Annotated in this window: 23 protein-coding genes and 1 riboswitch; of the genes, 7 read left to right on the forward strand and 16 right to left on the reverse strand. The window is 47.6% G+C overall.

Going from position 1 to position 24,368, the window contains the following annotated elements:
• Positions 1-39: 39 nt before the first annotated feature.
• Genes M3M38_RS03730 through M3M38_RS03740 form a run of 3 tightly spaced genes read right to left on the reverse strand, consistent with a single transcriptional unit; the run spans position 40 to position 2,224 of the window.
• A complete protein-coding gene (locus M3M38_RS03730; protein WP_252813585.1) occupies positions 40-945 on the reverse strand; it encodes a DMT family transporter in 906 nt (301 codons plus the stop codon).
• A gap of 6 nt (positions 946-951) precedes the next feature.
• Positions 952-1,947, reverse strand: a complete 996-nt coding sequence (gene galE, locus M3M38_RS03735; RefSeq protein ID WP_252813586.1) for a UDP-glucose 4-epimerase GalE — start codon at positions 1,945-1,947, stop codon at positions 952-954.
• A gap of 4 nt (positions 1,948-1,951) precedes the next feature.
• Positions 1,952-2,224, reverse strand: a complete 273-nt coding sequence (locus tag M3M38_RS03740) for a GNAT family N-acetyltransferase (protein ID WP_252813587.1) — start codon at positions 2,222-2,224, stop codon at positions 1,952-1,954.
• A 171-nt stretch (positions 2,225-2,395) separates the two neighbouring features.
• Here M3M38_RS03740 and M3M38_RS03745 point away from each other — a divergent pair, with 171 nt between their 5' ends.
• The 5 genes from M3M38_RS03745 (at position 2,396) to M3M38_RS03765 (ending at position 9,284) form a co-directional block, all read left to right on the forward strand.
• A complete protein-coding gene (locus tag M3M38_RS03745) occupies positions 2,396-4,135 on the forward strand; it encodes a phospho-sugar mutase (protein ID WP_252813588.1) in 1,740 nt (579 codons plus the stop codon).
• A gap of 239 nt (positions 4,136-4,374) precedes the next feature.
• Positions 4,375-5,751, forward strand: coding sequence for an AAA family ATPase (locus tag M3M38_RS03750; protein WP_252813589.1), 1,377 nt, complete (start codon positions 4,375-4,377; stop codon positions 5,749-5,751).
• Positions 5,752-5,825: 74 nt separating this feature from the next.
• A complete protein-coding gene (gene proC / locus M3M38_RS03755) occupies positions 5,826-6,587 on the forward strand; it encodes a pyrroline-5-carboxylate reductase (protein ID WP_252813590.1) in 762 nt (253 codons plus the stop codon).
• Positions 6,588-6,649: 62 nt separating this feature from the next.
• Complete coding sequence (locus M3M38_RS03760) at positions 6,650-8,068, forward strand: MFS transporter (protein ID WP_252813591.1); 1,419 nt, start codon at positions 6,650-6,652, stop codon at positions 8,066-8,068.
• Positions 8,061-9,284 carry a DUF2075 domain-containing protein gene (locus M3M38_RS03765; RefSeq protein ID WP_252813592.1) on the forward strand — a complete coding sequence of 408 codons (1,224 nt, stop codon included), beginning with the start codon at positions 8,061-8,063 and terminating at the stop codon, positions 9,282-9,284. Before M3M38_RS03760 ends, M3M38_RS03765 begins: the two co-directional genes overlap by 8 nt.
• 39 nt (positions 9,285-9,323) lie before the next feature.
• On the opposite strand, the gene thiM is transcribed toward M3M38_RS03765, so the two are convergent.
• From thiM to M3M38_RS03795, 6 genes are all read right to left on the reverse strand, one after another.
• Positions 9,324-10,112, reverse strand: coding sequence for a hydroxyethylthiazole kinase (gene thiM, locus M3M38_RS03770; RefSeq protein ID WP_252813593.1), 789 nt, complete (start codon positions 10,110-10,112; stop codon positions 9,324-9,326).
• Entirely contained in the window at positions 10,102-10,761 is a 660-nt protein-coding gene (thiE, locus tag M3M38_RS03775; protein ID WP_252813594.1) for a thiamine phosphate synthase, read from the reverse strand. The genes thiM and thiE overlap by 11 nt, the downstream gene beginning before the upstream one ends.
• Complete coding sequence (thiD, locus tag M3M38_RS03780) at positions 10,751-11,560, reverse strand: bifunctional hydroxymethylpyrimidine kinase/phosphomethylpyrimidine kinase (protein WP_252813595.1); 810 nt, start codon at positions 11,558-11,560, stop codon at positions 10,751-10,753. Before thiD ends, thiE begins: the two co-directional genes overlap by 11 nt.
• 1 nt (position 11,561) lies before the next feature.
• Positions 11,562-12,209, reverse strand: a complete 648-nt coding sequence (locus tag M3M38_RS03785; RefSeq protein WP_252813596.1) for a TenA family protein — start codon at positions 12,207-12,209, stop codon at positions 11,562-11,564.
• A gap of 97 nt (positions 12,210-12,306) precedes the next feature.
• Positions 12,307-12,395, reverse strand: a riboswitch (TPP riboswitch).
• Positions 12,396-12,436: 41 nt separating this feature from the next.
• Positions 12,437-13,096: a histidine phosphatase family protein gene (locus M3M38_RS03790; protein WP_252766424.1), complete on the reverse strand. Its 660-nt coding sequence runs from the start codon at positions 13,094-13,096 to the stop codon at positions 12,437-12,439.
• A complete protein-coding gene (locus M3M38_RS03795; RefSeq protein ID WP_252813597.1) occupies positions 13,096-15,693 on the reverse strand; it encodes a YfhO family protein in 2,598 nt (865 codons plus the stop codon). The genes M3M38_RS03790 and M3M38_RS03795 overlap by 1 nt, the downstream gene beginning before the upstream one ends.
• Positions 15,694-15,823: 130 nt before the next feature.
• Here M3M38_RS03795 and M3M38_RS03800 point away from each other — a divergent pair, with 130 nt between their 5' ends.
• The gene (locus M3M38_RS03800) at positions 15,824-16,345 is read left to right on the forward strand and encodes an HdeD family acid-resistance protein (RefSeq protein WP_252766426.1); all 522 of its coding nucleotides are present in this window, start codon (positions 15,824-15,826) and stop codon (positions 16,343-16,345) included.
• A gap of 74 nt (positions 16,346-16,419) precedes the next feature.
• The gene (locus tag M3M38_RS03805) at positions 16,420-17,367 is read left to right on the forward strand and encodes an NAD(P)H-binding protein (protein ID WP_252813598.1); all 948 of its coding nucleotides are present in this window, start codon (positions 16,420-16,422) and stop codon (positions 17,365-17,367) included.
• 49 nt (positions 17,368-17,416) lie between these two features.
• Here the strand turns inward: M3M38_RS03805 and yjeM are convergent, their stop codons facing one another.
• From yjeM to M3M38_RS03840, 7 genes are all read right to left on the reverse strand, one after another.
• Positions 17,417-18,883, reverse strand: a complete 1,467-nt coding sequence (gene yjeM / locus M3M38_RS03810; protein WP_252813599.1) for a glutamate/gamma-aminobutyrate family transporter YjeM — start codon at positions 18,881-18,883, stop codon at positions 17,417-17,419.
• A gap of 33 nt (positions 18,884-18,916) precedes the next feature.
• Positions 18,917-19,432: a methylated-DNA--[protein]-cysteine S-methyltransferase gene (locus M3M38_RS03815; protein ID WP_252813600.1), complete on the reverse strand. Its 516-nt coding sequence runs from the start codon at positions 19,430-19,432 to the stop codon at positions 18,917-18,919.
• Between the two features lie 64 nt (positions 19,433-19,496).
• Positions 19,497-21,290, reverse strand: a complete 1,794-nt coding sequence (locus tag M3M38_RS03820) for a glycosyltransferase family protein (RefSeq protein WP_252813601.1) — start codon at positions 21,288-21,290, stop codon at positions 19,497-19,499.
• A gap of 83 nt (positions 21,291-21,373) precedes the next feature.
• The gene (locus tag M3M38_RS03825) at positions 21,374-21,589 is read right to left on the reverse strand and encodes a hypothetical protein (protein ID WP_252766432.1); all 216 of its coding nucleotides are present in this window, start codon (positions 21,587-21,589) and stop codon (positions 21,374-21,376) included.
• 18 nt (positions 21,590-21,607) lie between these two features.
• Entirely contained in the window at positions 21,608-22,213 is a 606-nt protein-coding gene (locus tag M3M38_RS03830) for a nitroreductase family protein (protein WP_252813602.1), read from the reverse strand.
• Between the two features lie 11 nt (positions 22,214-22,224).
• Positions 22,225-23,217, reverse strand: coding sequence for an NAD(P)-dependent oxidoreductase (locus M3M38_RS03835; protein ID WP_252813603.1), 993 nt, complete (start codon positions 23,215-23,217; stop codon positions 22,225-22,227).
• 13 nt (positions 23,218-23,230) lie between these two features.
• Positions 23,231-24,229: an NAD(P)-dependent oxidoreductase gene (locus M3M38_RS03840; RefSeq protein ID WP_252766435.1), complete on the reverse strand. Its 999-nt coding sequence runs from the start codon at positions 24,227-24,229 to the stop codon at positions 23,231-23,233.
• Between the last annotated feature and the right edge of the window lie 139 nt (positions 24,230-24,368).

Raw genomic sequence — 24,368 nt, forward strand, 5'->3', positions numbered from 1 at the left:
CACGGTGTTCAATTAATTTTAATAAAAAAAGCAATTTCCTTAAATTGAAGATTGCTTATGAGCGGGAACGGCCAGAATAAAGACGGTACTTAAAATCAGAATCCCACCGATGATTTCCGCTAAGTTAAAACTAGTATGGAAGAACCAAACTGTGAGTAACGTGGCTGACAACGGTTCGAAGGTGTCCAGTAACCCTGCTGTGGTGGGCGAAACATAGTGCAAACTGGACACAAAGCAGATAAAGGCCAACATTGTCCCAAAGATTACGATAAACCCGACACCCAGCACGACACCGACGCTTAGGTGCGGCGGATTCACCCACATGGGATGAATGCAACTAAAGATGAGACCTCCGATTAACATCGCCCAGCCGATCACTACCAAAGTGTTGTTCCGCTGGATTAATTTAACCGGGAGCATTGTTTGCAACGCACCGGCTAATGCCACCAACAGACCTAATTCAAACGCCTTCGGACTAATCGCTAGGCTGGTGAGGTCCCCCTTGGTCACTAATAGCCAAGTTCCGACCATGGCGACCGCAACCGCAATTGCTTCGGGACGACTCGGTAACTGACGGTACACGATGGCCGTCAGAATCACGATCATGACGGTCCCCAGGCTCTGCATAATGGTGGCCGTTGCCGGATTGCTGGCTCGGACCGTGAGTAAGAAAAAATATTGGACTCCGGTCAATCCCAAGACAGCATAACAGATTAACGGCAACCAGTTTTGGCGCTTCCAAATGATAAACACGGGCTGGTGTTGCACCAGGCGCACAAAGAAAAGGATTAAAATGCCAGAAACTAACATTTTAATCCCCATCAACCATTCCGTCGAAAAGTGTCGATCCTGATACAAAAACTCTGATACCGGTCCTTGAATGCCCCACATCAAGGCGCCAGCAATGGCGAGCACCACCCCGAGGTATGTTTTTTTATTGTTCATCGGGCATTACGACCGATCTGCGTAGCCATTGGGATGCTTCTGCTTCCACGTCCAGGCCGTTTTAATGATGTCTTCAATGTTATCGTACTGCGGATTCCAGCCTAACACTTCACGGGCTTTACTGCTGTCTGCTACCAGCGTATCGGGATCTCCACCTCGGCGTGGTGCCACTTCTGCTGGAATTTCTTTCCCCGTCACCTTGCGGGCGGCTTCCAAAATCTCACGGTTAGAAAAGCCAGTGGAAGATCCCAGGTTAAAGACGTCACTCGAATGCCCCTGTTTTAAGTATTCCATTGCTAGAATATGGGCATCCGCCAAATCTAAGATGTGGATGTAATCGCGGACGTTGGTGCCATCAGGAGTATCGTAGTCATCACCAAAGATTTTTAGTCGATCTTGTTGCCCAGCAGCCACCTTTAACACGATTGGAATTAGATGGGTTTCTGGATGGTGATCTTCTCCAATCGAACCATCGGCTTTGGCACCAGCAGCGTTAAAGTACCGCAGGGCTACGGAGTGAATGCCGTCCGCTTGTTCGACCCATTTCATGATGTGTTCCATCATTAATTTGCTTTCTCCGTATGGGTTAATCGGTTCCTTGCGGTCAGCTTCGTGAATCGGAATTCGTTCCGGATTACCGTAAGTAGCCGCCGTTGACGAAAAGACCACGTACTTAACGCCAGCCCGTTGCATCGCTTCTAGCAACACAATCATGCCAATCACATTGTTATCAAAGTATTTTAATGGTTTTTTCATTGATTCGGGAACGAGCGAGAAGGCATCCATATGAATTACGGCTTCGATGTCTTCTTTGGCAAATAAATCGTCTAAAAATTGAGCATCCCGCGTGTCCCCTTCATAAAAACGCGCTTGCGGATGTACGGCGGCGCGGTGACCGGTCGAGAGATTATCCGCTACAACCACGTCATAACCCTTTTCAATCAAGCGGTCTACCATGTGAGAACCGATGTAACCGGCTCCCCCAGCAACTAAAACTGCCATGAGCTTACTCCTTTACTAAATCCTGATACTGGGTAAATTTCTGGAAAAACATCTGGGCGTAGGAACAAACCGGCTTAATCCAGTAACGGTGTTCCTGAGCATAATCAATTACAGCCACCATTAACTTACCGGCCACGCCTTGGCCTCGCAAGCTGGGGTCGACAAATGTATGGTTAATTGAAACTACATCGTCAGCAAGTGTAAACGTAACTTCAGCCACCATTTCTCCAGCGGGATTATTCAGATAAAATCGTCCTGGACTAGCTAAAAATTTCATTCGGTTGAACCTCCCCTATTCATTTATCCGTATTATACCATACCCCGTATTTGCACTCGGAAAACCCAGCTAATCATTATCAGACCGGCGCTCGTTGACTATTAGCGGATTAATAACTATAATTTGGATTGAATTAATACTCTTAATCGACTTTATTGAGGAGATTACTCTATGAACAAGACGGAAATCATGGAACGGTACACGGAATGGAAAGATGCCGCCAACCTTCCTGCAGATTTAAAAAACGAACTTCAAGCAATGACCGATGATTTCAATGCCATTGCCGATGCTTTTAGCACCTCCCTGTCCTTTGGAACGGCCGGAATGCGAGGCGTCATTGGCGCTGGAACGAACCGGATGAACATCTACACGGTTCGCCAAGCCACTGAAGGCTTAGCTAAATTAATGGAAACTTTGCCAGCTGCTGACCGGGACCGTGGGGTCGTGATCAGCTTTGATCCGCGCTATAATTCACGACTCTTTGCCCATGAAGCTGCTCGCGTGTTAGGTGCCCACGGCATCAAGAGCTACGTTTTTGATGACATCCGGCCCACACCCGAATTGTCCTTTGCGGTCCGCCATTTACATACTTACGCGGGAATTATGATTACCGCTAGTCACAATCCAAAGCAATACAATGGTTATAAAATTTACGGTCCCGACGGTGGTCAAATGCCCCCGAAGGAATCAGACTTAATGACCACTTACGTGCGGCAAGTGACTGACCTCTTTGCCATTCCGGTGGCTGTTGAACCAGACCTCCGTGAACAGGACTTACTCCAAATCGTAGGTGAAGACGTCGATGTCGCTTACCTAGACCAAATTAAGACTGTCAACGTCAACCATGACTTGATTCAAACGGTTGGAAAAGATCTAAAGTTCGTCTACACCCCGTTGCACGGAACTGGGAAAATCATCGCGCGGCGGGCTTTATCCGACGCTGGTTTTCAAAACTACGACGTGGTAGTGCCCCAAACGATCGCGGATCCAGAGTTCCCAACCACACCGTTCCCGAACCCTGAATTCCCCCAAACCTTTGACTTAGCCATTGAGTTGGGTAATCAAGAAGACGCTGACGTTTTAATCGCTACTGATCCCGATGCAGACCGGCTTGGTGCCGCGGTGCGCCAACCAGACGGAAAGTACCAGTTGATGACTGGAAATCAAATTGCCAGTGTTTTGCTAGATTACATTTTAAAAGCCAAACAAGCAGCAAACGAGCTCCCGGAAGATGGAATGGTGGTCAAATCAATCGTGTCGACCGAGCTGGCTACTGACATCACTAACCATTACGGCGTTACCATGAAAAACGTGTTAACTGGATTCAAATTCATTGCTGAACAGATTCAACTAGCCGAAGTTAACCACGACCACACCTTCCTGTTTGGCTTTGAAGAAAGCTTTGGCTATCTAATCAAACCGTTTGTACGGGACAAAGATGCCATTCAATCGACCATGTTACTGGCCGAAGTCGCCGCTTATTACAAGCAACAGGGAAAAACCTTGTACGACGGACTGCAAGCCTTATACGAACAATATGGTTACTTTGAAGAAGCAACCATTTCCGAAGAATTCTCGGGCTTAGACGGTCAAGAAACAATGGCCAACCTCATGAAGAACTTTAGAGCTCACCCACTAACTGAATTTAACGGCGTAGCAGTTGTGGCACAAGAGGACTTCCAAACTTCCGTTAAAACGGCTGCCAATGGGACCGAAGCCCCGATTGACCTACCGCAATCCAACGTGTTGAAGTACTGGTTAGCTGACGGAACTTGGTTAGCCATCCGCCCCTCTGGAACCGAACCTAAAATCAAATTCTACGTGGGAATTAAGGCCGATTCGCAAGCTAAGGCAAACGAACGCTTAAAGAGTTACATCGCTGCCATCAACCACGACTTGCTCCAAAAATAAGCACCACTTTAAATCGTCCGACTAGTTCGTCTAGCTGGGCGATTTTATTCTGCCCTGCTTTCAAGCAAATCCGAACAATTTAACCGCTTTCAAAGTCAAAATTTGAGAACCATTGCCTTTAATCTGTCTTCTTTCCCCGGATTGTCTGATTTTTCACCCTTCTCGGTTTACAATTCTGAATCTTCCTTATAAAATGAAAAGGTTAGAACCAAATCCGCCAACAGAAAGGGAGTGTAGCCATGACTTTTGAAGAGTTAAAAGAATATGGTCAGCTATTCTACCGCGAAAACTACAAACTGGATCGAAACTTAGAAACCAAAGTCTTTAAAATCAACAACATCAAGTCCTACCAACGCGAACCAAACGATACTGGAGGAACCACGGATTGGACTGACAATTTAATCCTGCTGTATAACCTCCTGCACAAACTCTTGGGGAGTAAGTTTAGCTTCCAACTTAACTTTAAAAAGCGCACGATGTCAATCTACTTCGCCATTAAAAAACCGGTTACAGTCGCAGACCTGCAAAAACAACTGCCCTTAGTTGACGTGGTCGACATCGAAACGGACGAAGTTTCTTCGATTGCCACCATTGACATCAGTAAGTTCACCACGAACTACGGCCATGCCACTCAATTGTTTGAAAGGGACCCCTACGCTGACCTCAATCTCAGCGATTTGACCAACCTCAAGGATGCCCCAGCAGGTGCAACCGACAAATCAGAAAAAACGACCACTGACGATGATAGTCCCAACAATGATTTAAGCCTGAACGTCGAAACGCTCGATACAAACGTAGATGCTCTGGCTGAATTGAAGGGCCTCACTGGTTTAGAGGAAGCCAAGCAACAGATTACCGACATGGTCGCAATTGCCAAAATGAATCAATTGCGGAAGGATCACGGACTAAAAACGCCCGAGGGAATCAGTAACCACATGATTTTTACGGGGAATCCCGGAACGGGAAAAACAACGGTCGCTAAGCTTTTTGCCACGATTCTCTACCAAAACGACATCATTACTGCCAACAAGTTAGTGCTGACTGATCGGTCAGACCTCGTGGGTCACTACACTGGAACCACGGCGGACCGGACCAAAAAAGTAATTCAAGCAGCTTTAGGCGGCGTGCTCTTTATCGACGAGGCCTACCAACTTTCTCATCCCGACAGTCCGACCGACTTTGGTCACGAAGCGATTGACCAGCTGATTATCGGCATGGAAAACCACCGAGAAGATTTAATTGTCATTCTGGCTGGCTATACAGACCAGATGGAAACCTTCTTAAACGACAATCCCGGACTGCGATCCCGAATCCCCAACCGGGTCCACTTTGAAGACTACACCACCGGGGAGCTGACGCAAATCATCTTAAACATGATCAACAAGGAACAAATTGTCACCTTGGAACACGACAGTTACTTTACGGAGGTCGTGACAAACTTCATCAACCAAAATAATCCGAGTGGAAACGCCCGGTGGGCCCGCAACATCTATCAGGCCATGCTCCAGGCACAAGCTCGGCGGGTGGCCTTTCAACCTCACCCGACCAAAAAAGACCTACAGACGATTACCAATTCTGATGTGGACGCTGCTCTAATGACTACGCCCACCAATTAAGCGGCCATCGTTGTCCTAACGACAAACATGCTACAATAATGGTAATTACGTTCTCACACACAAAGGAGTTGCCAATGAAAATCGGAATTTTAGGAGCAGGACACATGGGAAGTGCCATCATCCGTGGGCTTGCTAATTGCTACTCGGCTACTGATCTATTAGTAAAAGGTCATCACGTTACCCCGGAATTGCAATCTTTTCAACGAGAAATCGGCTTTCAGTTACTGACGGAAAATGACTTTTCTGCAACAGACGTCTTATTCGTTACCACGCCTGCTCCAGCTACCCAAACCATTTTACGAGCAACGGCCGTTGCCGACCACACCATCATCATTTCGGCCGTGCAGGGTATTACCCCCGCGCAACTCCAGGAAATTTTTCCCACTAACTCGGTTGTTTGCATCATTCCTAACATTCCGGTCGCCGTGAACGCTGGTTGCATTGCCATGACCAAGGCGGATGCTGCTACTCCTGCTGATCAGAAAACGGTTGATGAACTATTGGCTCAACTTGGAACCATCGTGGCGGTTCCAGCCACTAACGCCGGAATTGTTGGCACCGTGGCGGGGTGTGGTCCCGCCTTTGTCGACGTCTTCATGAGTGCTTTAGCCGATGCCGCCGTTCAAAATGGATTAGACCGAAAAACGGCCTACCAAGTGGCGGCTAGCATGGTCTTTGGGAGTGCCAAACTTGCCTTAGAAACAGGTACTAACCCCGATGTATTAAAGGATCAGGTCACTTCTCCCGGTGGTTCCACCATTAAGGGAGTCGTAGGGCTGGATGAAAAAGGCTTTCGGAATGCGGTCAACCACGCCGTGAACCAAGCCAACGGTTAAATGTTTATGTAATTAAAAGACGCCCATGCGTCTTTTTTCTTTGAAAGAAAGGAGCTCTTTTTATGTCAGCTACACCAGCAGAAAAAATACCGCTCAAAACCAATCTGGCCATTCTGGCCGCGGCATTTCTATCCTTCTCAGGAGTTTTACTAGAAACCTCCATGAACGTGACGTTTCCAGAACTCGCAAAGGAACTCAACGTATCTCTGGATACCATCCAGTGGATTACAACCGGTTACCTCTTAGTCGTGACCATCACCATGTCCACCACGGCCTTCCTGCTCAAGCGCTATCCGGTCAAACGAATCTTTGCCATCTCCAGTCTCCTCTTTGTGATTGGAGACCTGTTGTCCGTGTTAGCTCCCAACTTCCCCATGCTGTTAGCGGGACGACTCATTCAAGCCGGTTCCACCGGTTTAGCAATGCCGATGATGTACCAGGTAATCTTCGCCCTTATTCCCAAGCGCCGCATCGGAACCTACGTCGGAATCGCTTCAATGGTGGTTTCCCTAGCCCCGGCGTTAGGTCCTACTTACGGTGGGGCTTTATCCTCTTTGCTGTCCTGGCGCTACATTTTCATTGTCATCCTGCCATTTATCCTGTTAACTTTCTGGCTGGGTAGTAAAACCCTGGATTTACAGCCCCAAGGAGTTCAAAAACATTTCGACTTCGTGGCCTTGGGTTGGCTTGCCATCACGCTTTTTTCCTTTGTGTGGGCGACTAATCAGTTGGGAAGCGCGCACGGCAACATCTTACCGTGGCTCATTCCGTTATTAATTGGTCTTTGCAGTTTAGCCTTCTTCGTGTGGACCAACAACCACGGCAACACCCAGGTGCTTTCGCTCCATCCGCTGAAAAATCCCAGCATCTCGCTAAACGCCATCGTCTACATGATGCTAATGTTCGTCAACATCGGGATTTCCTTTGTAATTCCAATTTACTCAGAAGTCGTCTTTCACGTCACTCCCCTAGCAGCTGGTTTAATCCTCCTGCCTGGTTCCATCATCGGAGGGGCCATTTCTCCCGTAGCGGGATTTGCCTACGATCGGTACGGTGCCTTTAAACCAATCCTCTCCGGGATGATTCTCTTCACGATTGCCACCTTCTGCTTCAGCATCTCAAGCAAGTGGGCCACCCCCATGGCTTTCATGCTGCTCTTCTCACTACTCCGTATCGGGATGAACATGGCCTTTGCCAACCTGCTATCCAACTCGCAAGCAATCGCACCAGTGAAACAATCGGCCGACGTCAACTCGCTGTTTAACATGTTGCAACAATACGCGGGCTCGTTGGGAACCAGTCTGTTGGCCTCGGGATTAGCCTTTTATCAAAACCAAGCTCACGATGCTAACGCCCAAATGGCTGCTACCATTCAGGGAGGTCATCTTGATTACACCTTGCTATTTGTAATTGCGGTTATTATCACCATCCTGGCTTTCACCAACTGGGGATTGCAACGAAAGCAGGGTAAACGTGGCTAATAATACAGCAACTACCAAGCTGGCACCCAACCAACATAAATTAAGTCCGGAACAACAAGCGTTAGTGCAGCGCATTATGCAGTTTACGCAGCACCATCTGACGAGATCCAACCCCGCCATTTTCACCATTAACGGCGACTGTGGAACCGGAAAAAGTGTGATTCTCAGTCAGCTTTTTTACGAACTCCAACAGGCCGCCCACAATGAGCACAGTCAGTTTTCCGGCACGAAAAACTATTTTTTGGTGAACCACCCCGAAGTCCTCAAGGTCTACAAGCAAATGGCTGGCCCCGAGCAAAACGTGCTCAAGAAAAACTTTCTGCGACCGACTTCTTTCATCAACCAGTTGCACAAACGGCATGAACGTGCTGACGTGGTGGTGATTGACGAGGCCCACCTCTTGCTCTCACAACCAGATCACTACAACAATTTTTATGGGGACAACCAACTAACAGAAATTCTTAAATTAAGTCGAGTGGTCATCTGTGTTTTTGACTTTCACCAGGTAATTCAAACTAAGAATTACTGGGACCAAGAGATGTTAAGTCAGATCGTGGCCCACTATCCCCACGCAGAGTATGATTTAACGCATCAATTTCGCATGACTGCTGGTCCGGAGTTAATTCACTGGATGGATGCCTTTAGCGCGGGCGAGTTACTCCCATTACCTGCAAATGCTAGGCAGGACTATGACTTTCGCATCTATGCGGATGCCGAATCAATGCGGCAAGCCATTGTACAACGCAATCGGGAGGTGGGGCTGTCCCGGATTGTCGCGACCACCGGTTATCCCTCTACGTTAGACGGTGGCAAACACTACATTCACGAAACCGGGGGCTTTCACATGCCGTGGGATCAGTATAATTACACACAAACCCCCTGGGTCGAAATCCCGGAGACCATTAACGAAGTGGGCTCAATTTACACTTGCCAGGGTTTTGATCTGAACTACGTCGGACTGATTCTCAGTCCCCTACTGTACTTGGACCCCGCTGAGCACCGGATCAAGGTGGATCTCAGTAAGAAAACTAACAACGAGATGATTAAACGCCGGACGGACGTCACGGATCCAGCACAATTCACCCGCATGAAACACCAAATCATTTTAAATTCTGTGAACGTCCTCTTAAAACGAGGGATTCATGGTGCTTACCTGTATGCACACGATCCTGAATTACGAAAAGCTCTGTTACAGAGCTATCACTCCCTCAATTAGACTAAAAAAGATCGCTTTCCAGTTGGAAAGCGGTCTTTTTTAGTTCTTTTGTAGTTGTAAACGTTGTTGCAAGGTTTGATCATCTAAGCGAGCGAGTTGGTTGTAAGTTTCGGCTATAAATGAGAACGGTGCATCGGGATACCGTCCCGCCGCCAGTTCAGCCGCTACCGGCAAAATGCCCGTTGCGGTAGCAATGGTTTCTAGGTCGGCACTTACGCCTGCAGCCACTCCCAGTAAGTCATCGAGGACATCCCCCATCCCCACGTTGGTGGCTAACATTGGTGCGTTATTCTCAATCCGATACACCGTGGTACCATCCGTGACAATGTCGGTGGGTCCGGAAATTACCACCACACAGTGCAGTTGTTGGGCGGCCGTTTGTGCAACTTCAACCGGATCAGCAGTTCCTTGCCCAGCATCAATCCCATGCTGTTCCCACTTAATCCCCGCTAGTGCGGCCACTTCACCGGCGTTACCACGAATCACCGTCACCTGAACGTGATCTAAAAGTTGTTGGGTCCGTTGGCGTCGTAGGGGCGTGGCTCCCACGGCCACTGGATCAAAGATGACGGGATGCTGTAACTGATTGGCCGTTTGTCCCGCCGTTAGCATTAGTTCCTGTGCTACGGGGTTGGTTGACCCCAAGTTTAAAACCACCGTGTTAGCAATGTGGGCTAAATCTGCTGCTTCCAGTGGATCAGCCACCATCATCGGTGAACCGCCAATGTAGTTGATTCCATCTGCAACCCGTTGTGGCGTCACGTGGTTAGCGACGTTTAAGACAATCGGGGTCTGACTGTGAATCTGGGCTAATAAGTTAGTTTTCATGAGTTGCTCCCTTCGTTTTTAAAAGTTGCACCGTTTTCTGAAGATCTGAACTCTGCGTAATGGCAGAAATTACCGAAACTCCAATGGTTGGCACCGCACTCAGTTCGCGGACGTTGGTTTCACTAATGCCACCAATGGCAACCAGGGGTAGCTCCGTTTGTGCTTGCACTGCTTGAAGCCCGGCTACTCCAATTGGAGCCTGGGCATCGGGTTTACTATCGGTCGCAAAGACCGGTCCCACGCCTAGATAATCCACCTGCGGAAGGTCAGCTTGACTAGCCTGCAATTCCGCCTCGTTGTGGACTGATAATCCAATGATCCAGTCCGGATGCTGAGCTCGAATTGGGCCTACGGTATCATCAGTCTGGCCCACGTGGACCCCTTCGGCTCCAATCTGTTCCGCTAACTGAACGTCATCATCGACTAACAGGGGAACATCAGCTGCTTTAGTCAACTGGTGGATTACTTTTCCTAAATGCACCCGCTCTGCTACATCCAATTGAGAACCATCTTTTTCGCGGAATTGAACTGCCGTGACTCCAGCCGCGAGCGCTTGTTGCACCACCTGCAACAGTCGTGCGGGTTGATGACCCACATTTTGGGTTCCAATTACCAAGTACACTTGCAACATTTCCGGTTTAAATTTCATCATGTTCCTCCCATAATCCGTGATTCAACGGTCCGTGACCGTGGCCCAGGGGCAACGGATGCGGAATAATTGTAGCTAAGTAGTCGTGCGCCTGCCGAATCGCCTGCTTTAGGTTCATCCCGTGGGCCACGTAGGAGACGATGGCGGACGACAAGGTATCGCCCGTGCCGTGCGTTCGGTTCGTGTTAACTCGGGGACTTTCCATCCAGTAATCGGTGCCGTCCGCTAGTTTTACGTAATCGGCAACCACGGCATTCGTCCCGTGACCGCCCTTAATCACCACGTTGGCAGCGCCCAACTGCTGAATCTGCTTCGCTGCGTTTAAAACGTCCACGCGATTATGAATGGTGCGGCCGGCTAAAAGTTCGGCTTCTGGCAAATTCGGCGTAACCACGTCGGCTAGTGGCAGTAAATCCGTTTTAAGGGTCGCAATTCCAGCTTCATCTAACAAATGACTACCGCCCTTAGCGACCATCACCGGATCCACGACGACCACCGGAAAGTGAAAGCGAGCCAGGTTCCGTACCACCGCCTGCACGTGATCGGAATCAAAAAGGGCTCCAGTTTTGGCCGCCCGAACGTCAAAGTCCGCGGCAACGGACGCAAATTGAGTATCTATCATGGCGGCGTCCACGGTTTCAATCCGCTGCACGCCCTCCGTATTTTGCGCCGTCAATCCGACTATTACCGATGTTGCAAAGGTTTTAAGGGTTTGCATCGTTTTGATGTCGGCCATCATGCCCGCACCCCCGCCGGAATCAGTTCCCGCAATCGTGAGTCCAGTTGGATATTGTGGCATGTTAATCATCATCCTTGGCCTGGGTAAAAAAGGCCAGTTCTAATTCACAACTCTTGCGAAAAACTTGCTGCGCCTGCTGCCGTTCCGCAGCCATCACGGTTGGACTCAGCTGGTCCAACTCGTGAAACATGGTATGGTCAAAATCATCATCAGTTCCGACATAGAAGTTAATCCAGCCAGCAAATGGATTATCCGCACGATTAACTCCCTGCTGGACCAATCGTTGCGCCAATTCCCTATAAACCGCGGGACAGGCTTGCATGCTGGCGAGTCCTAAAAAGACCGATTGTTCAGTCGCACGTTCCATGTGTTCCAAGTACGCCCCGGTGACTTGCTTGACAGCCGGCAACGGCGTCATAATCTGGTCCGTCGTGGTCTGCGCCACCTGCAATAACACCCGATGCGCCCCGTTTTCGCGTTGAATGTCGTGTTCCGTTTGCTCCAATAAACTAGGATTTAATGCACCTAACACCTGCTGATACAGGGTTAAAAAGCGATCTAAATATAGGTTATCCTGTTGAACGTAATTCACTACGACCGCCCGGGATAAACTTCCCGTAGCAATCCCTTTTACAAAAGAATTTTCCATAAATTGTGGCATCAGTTTCGCCACCGTCTGCTGCATCTGCCTACTTCCGGTTGGTTGCATTAGTCAATCTCCTTCTCATGAACTAAATTAACCAAATAAAAAAAGTTCCCAGCAATCGCTGAGAACTTTGAGATTAACAATTATTAAGGGACGAAATCCGTCCGGGATAAAAGTTTCCTGCGATAGTGTTAACTACATCAGGTTCAATGGGTATAATCTCAGCGCATGGCACCCCAACTTTTTATTTGATTAACGTCATTGTAGCACTAGTTGCTTGAACCAAGCAACTACACATCCTGGTCTAATTTATTGTAGTATTCAACCTCAATGGTTTCCGGATGAATCAGTAACTTAGTGATGCTACCATTTTTAGCGGCTTGCCCATCATCGAGTTCTGGGGCGTATCGATCCACAATTGATCGAATCGTCATCCCGTGAGACACAATCAGGATGTTCTGCCCATCCTCAGTATTTTCCCGAATCCGATCAAAGCCCCGGTTCAAGCGGTCCCAAAACTGTTGGTTATTTTCGGCATTGTTGTACAGATCCGCCTTGGCAATCAGATCCCGAGCTCGTTCCAGTCCGTAGTGGTCTAAAACGCCCGCTTCGTTAGTAATATCAACTTGTTCCCCCACGAACTGCCACATTTGTTCGAGGTTTTCCCCTTCAAAATAGCCGTGGAACTGTTCTCTAAGTTCAGGATATTGGTAAGTAATGATGTCCATCCCACGCGGATTTTTCTTCAAAATCTCACGACCGGTTGCCACTGCCCGGCCCGAGTCACTGGTAAAGGCGGCGTCAAATTCAATTTTTGCTAACCGGTCACCCGCGTCCTGGGCATCCGCAATTCCCTTCGAAGTCAAGGGGGAATCAATCCACCCCTGGACCTTGTTATAAAGGTTTAAATAAGTTTGTCCGTGTCTTACTAAATATGCTGTTACTACCATTATACATTTCTCCTAACCGTACGCTTTTTCCGCCAGAACCATCCGGCCAATCCGGTTCCAATTAATCCCACCAGTGAGATTAAGAAACCAGCCTTAAGACCCGGGGTCTGGTACCGGAACGTCAACCGATGAGTGCCAGGATTTAACCGAACTTGTGACAATCCGTTCACCGCCTTCTTCATTTTAACAGGTTTATTGCCATCTGTAATCGTCCACCCTTGATCGTACGGAATGCTAATCAACACCACCGGCCGAGTTTGGGTCGTTTTAACCGTACCCGTAAAGTGGTTTCCATGAATGGCAAGGCGGTCCGGATGGTCCACGTGCAATTGATAAGGTACCGTAGCCTGGCTAAAGCGATCTACCGCTTGACCCTGATAACTAGCAAAGGTCGTTTGTAAATCATGCTGATTGAGCTTCCGGTTACTCATGAACTGCACCGTAAACTGCTCTTGAGCATTTCTGTATCCTAGCTCAATCAGCTCTGCTCCATTCTGTGGATAGCGACTCTGAATGGGTTGCCCGTTAACCAGAATCTGCAGTTTTTGGTTGGGACTAACCCGCTGCAAATCAAGATACTGCATGCCCGGTTTGGCAGCTGTTACCCGAACTCGATAGCGGTACTGACCCCTCTTCTTCTGAGCTTGCACCAGCTGAACCACATTGGGATGGAAGACAGTGGTCTTGGAATTGCTTTCCGCTTGGAACAAGCGATTCAAGTTGCCATACACGTCATTGTTAGCTAAGTGCAGGTGCTCCAGTTGGTCCGAAACGGCATAACCAAGGCCGGCGTTAGTCGGCGTGGTTTTAATTTGCCGCTTTCCGGTAGAACTGATGTCCACCTGACGCCCAACGCTCAAGAGTTGCGCGGTTACCGGCGTTAAGCCCCGGACACTAACCCGGCGCTCGTTTCGACTATACAAACCGAGCTTGGTCAGTGCATCATGCGTATGGACGTTGAGTGAGGACGTGTAACTATTCACTCCGTAAAAATCAAACAGGAGGGAGTCATTGTACTGGTTATAATTAATGTTGAAGTTGTGCACGTACAACTGGTTATTGACATCTAACCGAGTAAAGCGGTGTCGATCTTGAGCCGTTTTCACCAGTTGAGCAGACCGATTGTATTTTTGCACAAATTGGTTTTGATTCCCGTATTCATGGGTTCCACCGAGGGCCAGCCACAAGTTAGTGCCCATTTCTAGGGAAACCACCAGTAACAATAATGGCCACCAGCGTGGTTGTCGTTGACTAATCCCAACTGCTGCAACCGTCAGTAAAATAAACAGCATGGTCCACAGCCAGTTCCAGTAACTAGTCACGTAGAAAGGCGTGGCCCAGTGTAGCGCCCGCGCAATCCGAATTTCTAAGAAAGCGGAACCGTAGCCAATTGTGATTAATAAGGCTAATAAGCCAGCTGCTTTTTTAACTACCTGAAATTGAGAAAACGCACCCCGCCGCCAAGCTTGGTAACCCAGCCAGATCATCACAAAACTCAACATGTAAACTTCGCGGAACGGGAAACCGGCGGGCATTTGAAACATGTGCCAGACCGTGTCGAAGGTAGCAATCAGCATCCCGACAAAAATCGCCCCCACTAACCAGGCTGAGGCTCGCTTTTCGTGACGTTTAATTTTAGGACTAAACCAGAATATGAGCATGCCTAAAGCAAAGAAGCTCCCGACAAACAAGGATGGTTCGTGGTTTAAGCGGCCCACAAAGTTCGTCGCGCCGACCCCTAAACTAAGCAGGTCGGATGGCAAAAACCGAAAGATTGGTAAAAAACTAGTCCAATCGAGGCTTCCCTTCCCCGTTGACAGCATCCCCACCAAGGTGGGCACTAACAAGATTGCTGATAGAGCACCGCCGAGGATGGAGCTGACGATGTATTTAGCCAGTAAAGTTCCCTGGGTCTTGACGTAGGCCCAGAATTTCATGGACTGCGGTTGATGCAGTAGCAAGAGGTAAACAAAGTAAATCACAGAGTAAACGCACAGCATGTACCCCATGTAATAGTTCAACAGAATGGCAACCAATAAAGTAAAAGTGTACCAACCCCATTTACCTTTCTGAAAGAGTCGGTCAATGGCAAGCGTTAAGAACGGTAGGACCATCAACGCTTCTAGCCACATAAAGTCGTAAAAATACATGGACACAAAGCCACACAGGCCGTACGCGACCCCGGCCACTAGCTGCCGCCAATTAAATTTGTGTTCCTTAACCCGCAGGAAGACCACCATGGACAGACTAATTAGCCCAATTTTAATCATGATGATGGCTTCCATGAGCAGCGGAATCTGGGCACTTTTAACAAAAGCCACCAGCAGATTCAAGGGACTCATTAGATAATAGGTATAGACTGGAATCGTGTTATCCCCGAGGGAAAACAAAAAAGAATAGGTACTAAAGCCCCCATTGTGTAACTGCATTCGTAAAAAATTGAAAAAGGGAAAGTATTGGGTTGCTAAGTCGCTCACCAACAGATTATGGTCGCCCAAAGGAGCGATTCCCCGTCCAGCAAAGGCCAAAATTACAACTAAAATGGGCAGGAAAAAGGCTCCCAAATAACCAGAAAGATGGTACAGTTTCTTCTTCATGAATTTCAACACTTTCTTCATTACTGATTTCGAAAAAAATTGCCGTCAACTTTATTTTACTATAAAACAAGGATAGCTTACCAAGTATGATATAATTAAGATTGTATTAAGAATATAAGGAGGAGAAACTATGTTTAGTTCCGAGAGAAAATTTGATCCATTTACTTTAGTAGTAGGAATTTTATTTGCGATTCTTTCATTAGTAATGCTGAAATACCCCGGCGGCTCCCTTGTAGTGGTTGCTTACATAATTGCCTTTGCAATGGTCATGGAAGGAATCTTCAAGCTAGCTGATTTAACGGCGCTTGATAAGTCACTGGGAATCAGTAATACGTGGGTGATTATTAGTGCCGTCCTAGATTTAATCTTAGGGGTCCTAATCATCTTTATGCCTGGTTTAGGTGGAATTTACCTTTGGGTTGTTTTGTCAATTTCATTCATCATGGACTCCCTCTTCGAACTTTGGGCTAGTCGTTACATCGGCAAGAACCATAAAGGTTACTTTTGGTTTACTGTAATCCTCGCTGTCATTGGTTTGATTTTAGGAATTGTCCTCTTATTCAACCCAGTGTTAGGAGTAAGTACCAGCTTGTTCTTAATTGCCTTTTACCTGATGTTCTTTGGAATCTTATTGATCATCCGTTCGTTCTAACCAACGAACTCCTGAGAGTGACAATTCGTCGCTCTCTTTTTTATTGTCTAAATCATCAAGGGAGGTCCTTTACCATGAAATACGCGGTCACCGCGGCAACCGGCCGTTTTGGCCAGTTAGTCGTCAATCACCTACTAACTCGGGTGCCCTTTCGCGATATCGTGATTATTGCTCGTAATCTCGATAAAGCCCACCAGCTCTATCCCGCCTATTTAGACATCCGTCAGGGTGATTATGGCGATCCTGCCAGTTTACAAGCAGCGTTAACGGACGTTGACCGTGTCCTTTTGATTTCATCCCATCCGAATGAAGCGGTCCCGCGAATCACTCAACACAAAAACGTCGTCCAAGCCGCTGTCCAGAACCACGTGCACTGGCTTGGTTACACCAGTTTCTTTCACGCCGACCGCTGTCAGAATCCACTGGCCGCGGATCACTTGGCCACCGAACAATTCATTAACCAAACCAATTTGCCCCACTCCTTTCTACGGAACAATTGGTATCTAAACAACGAATTCCCAGCCCTTCAAGCAGCATTGCAGCAAAAAGACCCAATCGTAACGACGGCCGGCAAACAGAGCATTGGTTGGGCCGCAGAAAGCTATTACGCACAGGCGGCTGCCAATTTGTTGAGTAATCCCGAAGACGAATTAAAATCCAGTTACGAATTAACTGGCGTTTTCCATACTTACACAGAGTTAATCAAAGCCGTCCGGACCGTTACAGGTCAAGATGTCCAGTTACAACAGCTAACTCCAGCTGAATACCAAGCCTGGTTACAGCAGCAAAACTTAGACGCTGCCACCCAACAGTTCTTAATTAATTGCCAAGCTCTGATGCGTTCTGGTGCGTTAGGACCACAAGTAGCAAAACAAACGGTGGAAATGGGCATGAGTCACGAGACGATTGCAAAACGCCACGCTCAGTATCAGGACTTACCCCAAACGCTGAGCCGTCCTTTACCAAGCCTTACGGAACAAGTTCGAGACATGTTGACGCCGAAACCTGGTTATCTTTTATAGCCAAATATTAAAAAGGATCTTCCTGAAATTAGGAGGATCCTTTTGCATTTTATTCAGTTTTTCGTGACCAAATCAGAGCCACCGTAATAAACAGCACGGGACCGAGAATCATCCACATCGTGGTGGTCCACTGACCACTCATGACCGGAGCAACTAAAGTAAAGATAATCGCTGCTCCTACCGTCACTAGTACCACGATGGACGCTAACCGAGCCACCGCATAGCTCTTAAAGAACACGAAGGGATGGTCAATCCGCTTCTTCCGGAACTGCCAGAAAGCGTAAGCCACAAACAGATACGGCAGTGACATGGCTACGTTGGTCATAGAAACCACAATCTGGAAAAACATCTTGGCATCCTTGCCACCAAACGAAACCAACAAGATAAAGGCAATCACGATCAAGGCTTGAACTTTCATCGCGTTTACCGGTAAGTCACGTTTCACCTTTCGGAACCACTTGGGCCACATGGTTGCCGGGGTCCCTTCCACCAGTTGCTTAATGGGTGAAAAGACCACCGTCGTAAAGGCGCCCATTAAAGCGAGGAACATGGATAACCCAATGTAGCGCGCCACCCAGAGTCCCATTTGCACGGCTACTCCGTGCGGGCAATGTAGCGCTAATCCAAGTTGGTAACCAAAATTATTCATCGCAATGAAGGCTTCGTTTCCGATGTTAACATGTTTCCCACCATTGGCATTAAAGACTTGGTTCCAGTTGGTAAACATCCCGGTCACAAAGATTCCTAACGCATACACAATCGTGATCAGAATTGCACTTACTGCAATTCCCCGCGGAAACGTTTTTTGTGGATTCTTAGTTTGATCTACAAGTCCACTAATGATTTCAATGCCCCCAAAGGCGAAAATCGCGTAGACGGAGAATCCGAGCACTGCAATTCCCGTTTGATAATCTGGATTCGGCGAGTGAATGAAACTCAGCAAACTCAGGGGTTGCAAGGGATGACCATTCAGCAGCAAAATCACGCTTCCACCCACAATCAGGATGAAACTGGCCAGTAACATGGCAGAGCCCCCGATAGAGGTAATCAGCTTGAACTGGTTCAAGCCCCGACTGGCAACAAAGGTCACTAGAAGCACCAAGACAACCGCCAAGATTCCCAAAGTCTGAACGTCATTTAAGCCCAGTAAGTGCCAACTTTGCGTCTTATCAACCCCGAAGATTGCCGTGGAAATCGGAATCCAGATAATCGAACTGGTGTTGAGCATCCACGTAATAAACGAGGTATACCACATCACGATTCCTACAAAGGCATAGCGGGAATTAACAGCGGAAGCCATCCACGTATAGATGCCCCCCTTGGCACTCGGATAAGCGGAACCGAATTCCGCCACCATGAAAGCAAACGGTAAAAAGAAACACAGAGCCGCAATTACGTAAAAAATGATGGAAGCATAGCCCATCAGGTAAAAGGCCCGGGGAATGTTAACGAAGTTAAAGATTGAGGTAAAAATAATCAATACCAACGATAACAGGGTGATTTTTCGGTTATTCATCTGTTTTTAATCCTCTCAAAGTTAGTGAGTAATTTATAGTAACTCTCGTAACTCCGATTTTGGACTTTGTTCCAGATTCCGGAGATAAATCCGCATGGCCGCATCAGTACGGTAGCCCCGGTCAGTGCCCCGCTCCACCACTCGGTGTAACGGCACTACCAACCATAAAGGACAATTCTGCAGTGCTTGTTGCACCACCTGCGGTTCTAACTGTAATTGATCTGCAACCTCAGCCAACGTCAGAGTTTTTCCGTATGGAATTGCTCTAATCAGCTGCCAGACCTCTTCTTCCTGAGGAGTCCCATTCACAAAATAATCCAAGGTAAAGCCAAAGTGGTCACTTTTGCCCTTGAGATACCGTTTCAGTTCCTTGCGGTAATGATCAATTTGCTGGTGATCGTGGACGTATTCAAAGGCCTGGGGATAAAACCGCAACACTTGTGATACGCCGTGATCAGGCGAGCTCACAAAATTAAGCCCAGCGTCAGTTACAGTGTAAAAGACTTTCTGGCCATCAATGTTAATCGCATCCCAGTATAACCGTTGCATCCGCTAACTCCTCATTTCGTTCTGTTGATGTGATTGTAATTTTAGCACATTTTCGTGCGGTCGCCTAGCTCATCCGCTTTTTGGTGAATTTACCGACCTTCCGCAACATCAAGACCAAACCCCAGCTGAGCACTAGGATCCAAGCCCCTAGAGAAACTAAGACCGCTCCTTTTACAAAGAACGGCGCCGCATAGGTAACCAACAAGCGATTTGTACCTAGATTTTGCATAACCTGGATGGTACCGATGTCTGTGACTTGGTAATGACTGGTATCGGCCTGCTTCCCGCGCCGCAGTTGCTGTCCGTTCAAGCGAACGGTCGTATCATGATAAGCCACCACGGGAATTGTAACTAAGCCCGGTTGCGGACTATTCCAGGTAACGTGCATCCGTCCGGATTCGTCCACCCATTTATGGACCCAACGATTCCGCTGCATAATCTGAGCTTGATACTGTTGCTGGAGATGTTTGACGTTCGTCCGCCCGCTATAGTTTGGTAGGTAATCGGTCATTCCCCGCCGTTCTGTTAGTAACGGGCGCGCTAAATCATGACTAGCAAAATCAACCTTCAACGTTTGACTGGTAACGCCTGGTTGATAGTAATCGTACCGGTGTTTAATTGGCGTATAGACTCCCACTTGGGGTGGTCGCATCCCGCTATTCCAGTTATTATCGGCTTGAATCTTAACGTTACGCATTCCTAACATTACGGCAGCAACCGCTAGTAGACCCACCAAAGCATAGACGGAACCAAAACTCCAGCGGAAACGAGGTGTTTGCAAAACTTGAGTTAAGGACATCAATAACCCAGCCAATAACAACAGTGCTGCAAACGAAAAGAAGCGCGATGGGAACTGTAAGAAGTGCTGCAGGAAGGGAAAGAGCCGTTGAACCGTCCGCCAGGGAAAGAGGATGGATGAAATGTAGAAGAAAAAAATCCCTACGCCCGTCAAGAAGTAGTTCAGACGACGTAAAGGGCGAACTACAACCAACATTAGTAATTGGAGCAATAAAATCACAATGAACACAATCCCGACGTCCGCCTGCATCCAGTTCGGACTTAATAGGTGCATCGCTCCGGTCCGTAAGCTTTTCACGGCAAACGGAGCCACCAGGTGATTGTGTAAGGCAATGTTAACGAATGCCACCAAGTAATTAGCCGTTAACACCACGGCTAATAACACGTTCAAGCCCAGTCGAACCAGGTACCGTCCCTTTTCTCGGGACCGATTCCAGCCAACCAATGCAAACGGAAGTAGCAAGAGACAGGTCATGACCGCACTCAACGTGTGGACCTCAATCAAAACCGCCATAATAAGCCCCAGTCCCCAACTAATGCGCCGAGGATTCCCGTTTAATAAAGTTAATCCGGATAGCACCGCTAGGGGTAGTAACATCGCTCCCCAATCTAAAAAGGCGGAACTGGTAATCCAATAGGTAATGAAATTTTGGGATAGGTAAATCAACGCCCCTAACATTGCTAAAAAAGGTTGAACGTGTAAGCGCCGAAAAATGAGCCAGGCGCTGAAACCGGCCCCGGCCAAAATCAGAAAGCCGGTTAATAACTGAAAATTAAACCAACTACCGGTCAGCCATAGTAGCATCCCTAAGAGATACGCAAAGTAAGGCCCATACAATGCATTAATCATTTGTCCCGATCGCTGGTAGCCAAAGTTACTCATAAAGTAATTAAAATGGCCGGTCTGGAGCTGTTCAGCAGCATCATAAATCCGATTAAAATGGAAAAAAGTATCATAGCCTAAAATGACCGTTCCCACTTTCCACTGCATTAGCATGATTAAGGCCGTTGCGATTCCAATTAACAGGACGGCCGGTCCCCACGTGCGAAATTTTTGCACCAGTTGCTCCTCCTTTCCGTTTTCAACCTTTTCATTTTACACCAAAAAAGCACCCCTCACCACGACGAGCGAGGGATGCCTGGTTAATTTTGTTTTCTGCGTTTCCACACGTAATACAGCGTAACGGCACCGTACGGAATGTAGGCACAAACTACGAGAATCGCGAGGATAATCACTAAGGGTGTGACTTCTTTTTGCACAAAGTAGGCCACAATCAACGCCAAACACAGCGGGGTAATCGTCCAATTAGCAATCCGCCGTAGTTTGATTAAGCGTTGATCAATCTCATCTTGCTTCATGGTGGACTCCTTTAGATTCTAGTCAAAGACCTTGAACCGTTGGTCATCATCCATAAATTCTTTTTCAGCAGCGGGCTTTTCGATGGATCCAAAGTTCATTTCAGCCCGTAATTGCCAACTACCTGGAATGTCAAATTGAGCGGCCACGGCGGAGTTGATCAGTGGGTCGTAGTGTTGAATGTTTACGCCCAAACCGTTTTCTTCTAATCCGGTCCAGACCACAAATTGCGCGTTTCCCTGTGCTTCTTCAGCCCAGTTATACTCTTGGTATTGGTAAGTAGCTAGGTGAGGATTATCAGCGTACGCCTGCACCACGTCCATGTCCGTGTAGAACAAAATGGAGGCAAATGCGTCTCGGAAACTACTAATTTTTGCTTTCGTCCGTAAAAAGGCATCGGGCGCCACTTTTTCTTCTAGTGCCGTTTCCACGATGTCCCACAGTTTTTCGTGGTTGTCGTTAAACAATACCACGGCCCGGACTGGTTGACTGTTAAAGGCCGATGGAGTGTGCCGAATCACTGCCTTAATGTATTGATAGAGTTCCGCTTGGGAAATCTGCACGTTGCGACCTAAATTATAAATGGTGCGCCGGTGTTTCATTAAATCTAATAATTGCGTATCCACAGTGTAACCTCCTACTTGATTTGGTTTTCGGTTTCGCCCGTTTCAATGGCATCCTGGAAGTTTTGGAAACTAACCTTAATCATGTCTTTTGTTGCTGGTTGGGTGTCATATCCCATGTGGGGCGTAATAATCACATTTGGGTAGTGCTTCATCAGGCTCAATAGTTCCTGATCTGGAATGTCATCTAGGCTATCAAATTGTTTGCCGTCAATCGCATTTTCGTCTGGAATTACATCGGCAGCATAGCCGGCAAGGTTCCCGTCTTCGAGCGCATCTGCGACCGCAGCCGTGTCCACTAACTCACCACGAGCGGTGTTGACCAGCACGGCGTTACTCTTCATGTTACCGATTTCAATGGCTCCGATCATCAAATCATTTTCGCCGGGGAAGTACGGAACGTGAAGCGACACGATGTCTGACTGCATTAACAACTCGTTTAACGAAACAAAATCAACATCCGGGTTATCGTTTGGATGACGTTGAAACCCTAACACATTGGCGCCGAGATTGTGCCACAGCTGAGCTTCGGCTGCGCCCATGTGACCCACTCCGATAATCCCAACCGTTAGATGGTCAATTTCATTAGCAAAGTAATCTGGTTGTAGGAAAAAGTTCCCCTGATTCGTGTTATCGGTTGCTGCCATAACATGCCGGGCCAGGTCTAATCCCATCGTCAGTGCCAACTCAGCCACTGAGTATGGTGAATAACTAGGTACCCGAGCTACCATGATGTCTCTGGCATTAGCGGCATCCAAATCGATGTTGTTGTAACCGACAAAACGGGTGAAACAATATTTAATCCCCATATTTTTGAGGGCTGCCAGTAATTCGGCATCCGCCGTAGTCGTTCCATCAATTAAAACCCCAATCGAACCGTCAGCAGTGTCCACGTTTGCTTCCGATAAAGGTTCCGTTAGTAAGTTCAATTCAAAGCGACCGTGATTTAAATCCTCGTACATCGGCTTTTCAAACTCGCGGACGTTATAAACCGTAATTTTATCCATTGTTCGTTCCTTCCTACTCGTTGATTGGGTACAACGGTTCCCCGTTGGCCAACGTATTGGCAAAGTTTTCAAAGCTAATCCGAATCATGTCTTCTACCGCTGGTTCCGTAAAGAAGCCCATGTGCGGTGTTACTAGAACGTTCGGATAATTCTTCATTAGTTCCACGTTGAGTTGGTTTGGTAAATCATCAAGTGAATCAAACTGCTTGCCGATAATGGCATCTTCATCGAGGATTACGTCAGTTCCGTAACCACCAATTTGGTTACTTTTAACGGCATCTGCTACCGCTTGGGTGTCCACAACTTGACCTCGAGCAGTATTAACCAAAATGGCACTGTTCTTCATCTTCGCGATTTCTTCGTCACCAATTAGGTTACCCGTTTGGCCGGGGATGTAAGGAATGTGCAATGAAACAACGTCTGATTTCCGAAGTAAGTTATCTAAATCAGTAAATTTAACCACATCGTTATCCGGTTCTGGGTGGCGTTTGTAAGCCAAGACTTGCGCTCCTAAAGCTCGGTACAGTTTGGCCTCAGTCATCCCAATTTTACCCGCACCAATGATTCCGACCGTGGCGCTGTGAATTTCGTTAGCATAGTAGGTTGGCAACAACCGGAAGTCTCCAGCATGCGTGTTAGCAGCGGCTCGAGACACGTTCCGAAAGAGCGTTAGTCCCAAGCTCAGCGATAACTCTGCTACCGCCCGGGGGGAGTAGTTTGGCACGTTGGCCACTTGAATCCCTAAATTACGGGCGGCTTTCACGTCAATATTGTTAATTCCCACTACCCGGGTGTAGATGTACTTAACTCCGTAGCCAGCTAGTTTTTCAATTACCTCAGCATCACAGTCGTCAAAGGCCGTGATTAAAACGGCATCGGCGCCCTCAGCCCGGTCCACGTTATCAAGCGTCATCCGTTCTGCAACTAAGGTTAAATCATAATCATCTTTATTCAACTTTTCGAACAGTGAGGTTTCCACCTCACGCACATTGTACACAGTTATTTTAAACATATTTATTCTCCTCGTTGAGTCGTCTACTTTTAATTATAAGGTACTTCGAATTTAGATGGCAAGAAATTAGGAAAATCTTACATTATTACTACCAAAAGAAAAACCACTTAGATTGGACATCCAATCTAAGTGGCTCGTT

Source organism: Fructilactobacillus cliffordii, from assembly GCF_024029355.1.
Lineage (GTDB): Bacteria > Bacillota > Bacilli > Lactobacillales > Lactobacillaceae > Fructilactobacillus > Fructilactobacillus cliffordii.

What these genes read in the sequence shown, in the direction of transcription:
- M3M38_RS03730 (WP_252813585.1), bottom strand. Translation starts at nt 945, where the DNA reads ATGAACAATAAAAAAACATACCTCGGGGTGGTGCTCGCCATTGCTGGC.
- galE (WP_252813586.1), bottom strand. Translation starts at nt 1,947, where the DNA reads ATGGCAGTTTTAGTTGCTGGGGGAGCCGGTTACATCGGTTCTCACATG.
- M3M38_RS03740 (WP_252813587.1), bottom strand. Translation starts at nt 2,224, where the DNA reads ATGAAATTTTTAGCTAGTCCAGGACGATTTTATCTGAATAATCCCGCT.
- M3M38_RS03745 (WP_252813588.1), top strand. Translation starts at nt 2,396, where the DNA reads ATGAACAAGACGGAAATCATGGAACGGTACACGGAATGGAAAGATGCC.
- M3M38_RS03750 (WP_252813589.1), top strand. Translation starts at nt 4,375, where the DNA reads ATGACTTTTGAAGAGTTAAAAGAATATGGTCAGCTATTCTACCGCGAA.
- proC (WP_252813590.1), top strand. Translation starts at nt 5,826, where the DNA reads ATGAAAATCGGAATTTTAGGAGCAGGACACATGGGAAGTGCCATCATC.
- M3M38_RS03760 (WP_252813591.1), top strand. Translation starts at nt 6,650, where the DNA reads ATGTCAGCTACACCAGCAGAAAAAATACCGCTCAAAACCAATCTGGCC.
- thiM (WP_252813593.1), bottom strand. Translation starts at nt 10,112, where the DNA reads ATGAAAACTAACTTATTAGCCCAGATTCACAGTCAGACCCCGATTGTC.
- thiE (WP_252813594.1), bottom strand. Translation starts at nt 10,761, where the DNA reads ATGAAATTTAAACCGGAAATGTTGCAAGTGTACTTGGTAATTGGAACC.
- thiD (WP_252813595.1), bottom strand. Translation starts at nt 11,560, where the DNA reads ATGCCACAATATCCAACTGGACTCACGATTGCGGGAACTGATTCCGGC.
- M3M38_RS03785 (WP_252813596.1), bottom strand. Translation starts at nt 12,209, where the DNA reads ATGCAACCAACCGGAAGTAGGCAGATGCAGCAGACGGTGGCGAAACTG.
- M3M38_RS03790 (WP_252766424.1), bottom strand. Translation starts at nt 13,096, where the DNA reads ATGGTAGTAACAGCATATTTAGTAAGACACGGACAAACTTATTTAAAC.
- M3M38_RS03795 (WP_252813597.1), bottom strand. Translation starts at nt 15,693, where the DNA reads ATGAAGAAGAAACTGTACCATCTTTCTGGTTATTTGGGAGCCTTTTTC.
- M3M38_RS03800 (WP_252766426.1), top strand. Translation starts at nt 15,824, where the DNA reads ATGTTTAGTTCCGAGAGAAAATTTGATCCATTTACTTTAGTAGTAGGA.
- M3M38_RS03805 (WP_252813598.1), top strand. Translation starts at nt 16,420, where the DNA reads ATGAAATACGCGGTCACCGCGGCAACCGGCCGTTTTGGCCAGTTAGTC.
- yjeM (WP_252813599.1), bottom strand. Translation starts at nt 18,883, where the DNA reads ATGAATAACCGAAAAATCACCCTGTTATCGTTGGTATTGATTATTTTT.
- M3M38_RS03815 (WP_252813600.1), bottom strand. Translation starts at nt 19,432, where the DNA reads ATGCAACGGTTATACTGGGATGCGATTAACATTGATGGCCAGAAAGTC.
- M3M38_RS03825 (WP_252766432.1), bottom strand. Translation starts at nt 21,589, where the DNA reads ATGAAGCAAGATGAGATTGATCAACGCTTAATCAAACTACGGCGGATT.
- M3M38_RS03835 (WP_252813603.1), bottom strand. Translation starts at nt 23,217, where the DNA reads ATGGATAAAATTACGGTTTATAACGTCCGCGAGTTTGAAAAGCCGATG.
- M3M38_RS03840 (WP_252766435.1), bottom strand. Translation starts at nt 24,229, where the DNA reads ATGTTTAAAATAACTGTGTACAATGTGCGTGAGGTGGAAACCTCACTG.